The sequence below is a fragment of the Agromyces excoecariae genome (genome assembly GCF_051715505.1).
GTDB lineage: Bacteria > Actinomycetota > Actinomycetes > Actinomycetales > Microbacteriaceae > Agromyces.
In genome coordinates this window covers 1-5624 of record NZ_JBPSLA010000020.1, presented here as the reverse complement: position 1 = coordinate 5624, position 5624 = coordinate 1, and the positions used below count along the sequence as shown (strand labels likewise).

Here is a 5624-nt window from a genome sequence, read left to right as displayed (position 1 = left end):
ATGTCCGGCGGTGTCCTACTCTCCCACAGGGTCGCCCCTGCAGTACCATCGGCGCTGCGAGTCTTAGCTTCCGGGTTCGGAATGTGTCCGGGCGTTTCCCTCGCGCTATGGCCGCCGAAACTCTAGGACCAACGGTGCCCGCCCCTGTGTGGGGTGGGGTGTTGGTGGTCTCGGTGTTCCCCCGGGTTGTGTGCCCGTGGCGGTGGCCGTGGGCGGGTGGGGGTGTTGCACTGTGTTGTTGTGTGTGTGTTCGTCTGTTGGGAACCACAGAGTGGACGCGAGTCATCAGGGCCACGCACCACCGCCTTGAAACGTGGTGTGTGTGGTGATTGTCAAGTTGTCGGCGTATTAGTACCAGTCAGCTGCACACCTTGCGGTGCTTCCACATCTGGCCTATCAACCCAGTCGTCTGGCTGGGAGCCTCTCCCCCCGAAGGGGATGGAAATCTCATCTCGAGGCCGGCTTCCCGCTTAGATGCTTTCAGCGGTTATCCATCCCGAACGTAGCTAACCAGCGGTGCTCCTGGCGGAACAACTGGCACACCAGAGGTTCGTCCAACCCGGTCCTCTCGTACTAGGGTCAGATCCTCTCAAATTTCCTGCGCGCGCAGAGGATAGGGACCGAACTGTCTCACGACGTTCTAAACCCAGCTCGCGTACCGCTTTAATGGGCGAACAGCCCAACCCTTGGGACCTACTCCAGCCCCAGGATGCGACGAGCCGACATCGAGGTGCCAAACCATGCCGTCGATATGGACTCTTGGGCAAGATCAGCCTGTTATCCCCGAGGTACCTTTTATCCGTTGAGCGACAGCGCTTCCACAAGCCACTGCCGGATCACTAGTCCCGACTTTCGTCCCTGCTCGACCTGTCAGTCTCGCAGTCAAGCTCCCTTGTGCACTTACACTCGCCACCTGATTGCCAACCAGGTTGAGGGAACCTTTGGGCGCCTCCGTTACTCTTTGGGAGGCAACCGCCCCAGTTAAACTACCCACCAGGCACTGTCCCTGAACCGGATCACGGTTCGAAGTTAGATATCCAGAGTGACCAGAGTGGTATTTCAACAATGACTCCACGAACACTGGCGTGCCCGCTTCACAGTCTCCCACCTATCCTACACAAGCCACACCGAACACCAATACCAAGCTGTAGTAAAGGTCACGGGGTCTTTCCGTCCTTCTGCGCGTAACGAGCATCTTTACTCGTACTGCAATTTCGCCGAGTTCGCGGTTGAGACAGCTGGGAAGTCGTTACGCCATTCGTGCAGGTCGGAACTTACCCGACAAGGAATTTCGCTACCTTAGGATGGTTATAGTTACCACCGCCGTTTACTGGGGCTTAAATTCTCAGCTTCGCCTTGCGGCTAACCGGTCCTCTTAACCTTCCAGCACCGGGCAGGCGTCAGTCCGTATACATCGTCTTGCGACTTGGCACGGACCTGTGTTTTTAGTAAACAGTCGCTTCCCACTGGTCTCTGCGGCCGTCAACGCTCCAGGAGCAAGTCCCTTCACGAATCGGGCCCCCCTTCTCCCGAAGTTACGGGGGCATTTTGCCGAGTTCCTTAACCACGATTCTCTCGATCTCCTCGGTATTCTCTACCTGACCACCTGAGTCGGTTTGGGGTACGGGCGGCTGGAACCTCGCGTCGATGCTTTTCTCGGCAGCATAGGATCACCCACTTTTCATCCGCATCACGTCTCAGCCTTCATGAGCGACGGATTTGCCTATCGCTCGGCCTACACGCTTGCCCCGGGACAACCATCGCCCGGGCTGGGCTACCTTCCTGCGTCACACCTGTTATCACGCTCACTCCACCAGACGGGGTCGCACGCCGCCACCAGGATCCGTCCCGAAGGACATCACCAGGTCTTGGGATGCTTAGCACTCCTGGTCTCGTGTGGGCGGTTCTTCGCCGGTACGGGAATATCAACCCGTTGTCCATCGACTACGCCTGTCGGCCTCGCCTTAGGTCCCGACTTACCCAGGGCAGATTAGCTTGACCCTGGAACCCTTGGTCTTCCGGAGGACGGGTTTCTCACCCGTCTTTCGCTACTCATGCCTGCATTCTCACTCGTGTGCCGTCCACGGCTGGTTTCCACCGCCGCTTCACCCGGCACACGACGCTCTCCTACCCATCACCACGACTGGACCACGAAGGCCTATCGATATGCGGTAATGCCACGACTTCGGTGGCGTGCTTGAGCCCCGTTACATTGTCGGCGCGGAATCACTTGACCAGTGAGCTATTACGCACTCTTTCAAGGGTGGCTGCTTCTAAGCCAACCTCCTGGTTGTCTGTGCAACTCCACATCCTTTCCCACTTAGCACGCGCTTAGGGACCTTAGTCGGTGGTCTGGGTTGTTTCCCTCTCGACGATGAAGCTTATCCCCCACCGTCTCACTGCTGCGCTCTCACTTACCGGCATTCGGAGTTTGGCTGACGTCAGTAACCTGTTGGGGCCCATCGGCCATCCAGTAGCTCTACCTCCGGCAAGAAACACGCAACGCTGCACCTAAATGCATTTCGGAGAGAACCAGCTATCACGAAGTTTGATTGGCCTTTCACCCCTATCCACAGCTCATCCCCTCAGTTTTCAACCTAAGTGGGTTCGGTCCTCCACGACGTCTTACCGTCGCTTCAACCTGGCCATGGATAGATCACTTCGCTTCGGGTCTAGGACCTGCGACTCAATCGCCCTATTCAGACTCGCTTTCGCTACGGCTACCCCACACGGGTTAACCTCGCCACAGATCACTAACTCGCAGGCTCATTCTTCAAAAGGCACGCCGTCACACCAACACGGGTGCTCCGACGGTTTGTAAGCAAACGGTTTCAGGTACTATTTCACTCCCCTCCCGGGGTACTTTTCACCTTTCCCTCACGGTACTTGTCCGCTATCGGTCATCTGGGAGTATTTAGGCTTATCAGGTGGTCCTGACAGATTCACACGGGATTTCTCGGGCCCCGTGCTACTTGGGATCCCCCTCCGGCCGGCCAGGCATTTCGACTACGGGACTCACACCCACTCCGGTCCGGCTTTCAATCCGGTTCGTCTATACCTGACGCGTCACCGCGGCTGTCCGGCAGAACAGCCCGAGAGGTCCCACAACCCCGACCATGCAACCCCTGCCGGGTATCACACATGACCGGTTTAGCCTCATCCGCTTTCGCTCGCCACTACTCACGGAATCACGGTTGTTTTCTCTTCCTGTGGGTACTGAGATGTTTCACTTCCCCACGTTCCCTCTACCCGCCCTATACATTCAGGCGGGAGTCACCAGGTCACCACGAAGGGCCTGGCGGGGTTTCCCCATTCGGAAATCCTCGGATCACAGCTCGTTTATCAGCTCCCCGAGGCTTATCGCAGATTACGACGTCCTTCTTCGGCTCCAGATGCCAAGGCATCCACCGTTTGCTCTTAGAAACTTGAAATCACATGAGTTCGATCGAATTCGTGCACCCGAACCCGAAGGCCCGGATGCGAAATTGACCAGTGAATACGCCAAACAGCCACCCCGAAAGGAAGCCACCTGGCGACTCACCTTGTGACCCAACGTCACGAAGACGTTGAATCTAAGATGCTCGCGTCCACTATGTAGTTCTCAACAGACGACCAGAACCCCCACCCCCACCAGCAACCGCCGGCTTCGATGAAGGCCTGACAGGGAGACCCTCCCCGACCACAGGCACCCGAAAGCACCCAGGCCATGTCCGGTCCCTCAGGACCCAACAGCGTGCACGCACCACCCCCCACGAACCCAGACCGTTCCAACCACCGAAGCGGCGTACTGAACCCAGACCCTGACGAGCGATGCCTATGTCAATGTTCCACCCATGAGCTGCCGACCGAGGACGTTCGCCCCGACACCGACATGCCTGGACACCCCGAAGAGTGCCAGATGCTCCTTAGAAAGGAGGTGATCCAGCCGCACCTTCCGGTACGGCTACCTTGTTACGACTTAGTCCTAATCACCGATCCCACCTTCGACGGCTCCCTCCACAAGGGTTAGGCCACCGGCTTCGGGTGTTACCGACTTTCATGACTTGACGGGCGGTGTGTACAAGGCCCGGGAACGTATTCACCGCAGCGTTGCTGATCTGCGATTACTAGCGACTCCGACTTCATGAGGTCGAGTTGCAGACCTCAATCCGAACTGAGACCGGCTTTTTGGGATTCGCTCCGCCTTACGACATCGCAGCCCTTTGTACCGGCCATTGTAGCATGCGTGAAGCCCAAGACATAAGGGGCATGATGATTTGACGTCATCCCCACCTTCCTCCGAGTTGACCCCGGCAGTCTCACATGAGTCCCCACCATAACGTGCTGGCAACATGCGACGAGGGTTGCGCTCGTTGCGGGACTTAACCCAACATCTCACGACACGAGCTGACGACAACCATGCACCACCTGTAACCGAGTGTCCAAAGAGTTCCACATTTCTGCGGCGTTCTCGGTCATGTCAAGCCTTGGTAAGGTTCTTCGCGTTGCATCGAATTAATCCGCATGCTCCGCCGCTTGTGCGGGCCCCCGTCAATTCCTTTGAGTTTTAGCCTTGCGGCCGTACTCCCCAGGCGGGGCGCTTAATGCGTTAGCTACGACACGGAAACCGTGGAAAGGTCCCCACATCTAGCGCCCAACGTTTACGGCGTGGACTACCAGGGTATCTAATCCTGTTCGCTCCCCACGCTTTCGCTCCTCAGCGTCAGTAAGTGCCCAGAGACCTGCCTTCGCCATCGGTGTTCCTCCTGATATCTGCGCATTCCACCGCTACACCAGGAATTCCAGTCTCCCCTACACCACTCAAGTCTGCCCGTACCCACCGCAGACCTCAGGTTGAGCCTGAGGATTTCACGGCAGACGCGACAAACCGCCTACGAGCTCTTTACGCCCAATAATTCCGGACAACGCTCGGACCCTACGTATTACCGCGGCTGCTGGCACGTAGTTAGCCGGTCCTTTTTCTGCAAGTACCGTCAAAGAGCAAAGCTCCCCTTCTTCCTTACTAAAAGCGGTTTACAACCCGAAGGCCGTCATCCCGCACGCGGCGTTGCTGCATCAGGCTTGCGCCCATTGTGCAATATTCCCCACTGCTGCCTCCCGTAGGAGTCTGGGCCGTGTCTCAGTCCCAGTGTGGCCGGTCACCCTCTCAGGCCGGCTACCCGTCGACGCCTTGGTGAGCCATTACCTCACCAACAAGCTGATAGGCCGCGAGTCCATCCCAAACCGAAAAAACTTTCCACCAAACCCCATGCAGGGAAAGGTCCTATCCGGTATTAGCTCCGATTTCTCGGGGTTATCCCAGAGTCCAGGGCAGGTTACTCACGTGTTACTCACCCGTTCGCCACTAATCCACCCAGCAAGCTAGGCTTCATCGTTCGACTTGCATGTGTTAAGCACGCCGCCAGCGTTCGTCCTGAGCCAGGATCAAACTCTCCAAAAAAAATGGTTCAACCAACCCAAAAAAGAGAAGGTCAAGTTCAATCACTGACAGAGAAACAACTGACTCAAAAAATCAAATTGTCCATCAATCAAAGGAATCCCATCCACCGAAGTGAAACGGGGTTCAAAAATTGGCATTGAACATAGTGCACGCTGTTGAGTTCTCAAGGAACGGACGCACCCGA

Annotated in this window: 3 rRNA genes; all 3 read right to left on the bottom strand. The window is 56.8% G+C overall.

The window, feature by feature from the left end:
- Positions 1 to 2: 2 nt before the first annotated feature.
- Positions 3 to 119: ribosomal RNA gene (gene rrf, locus ACSJD1_RS17880) — 5S ribosomal RNA — on the bottom strand.
- 209 nt (positions 120 to 328) lie between these two features.
- A 23S ribosomal RNA gene (locus tag ACSJD1_RS17875) occupies positions 329 to 3431 on the bottom strand.
- A gap of 478 nt (positions 3432 to 3909) precedes the next feature.
- Positions 3910 to 5440: ribosomal RNA gene (locus ACSJD1_RS17870) — 16S ribosomal RNA — on the bottom strand.
- Together the 16S, 23S and 5S rRNA genes form the textbook arrangement of a ribosomal RNA operon.
- Positions 5441 to 5624 lie beyond the last annotated feature (184 nt).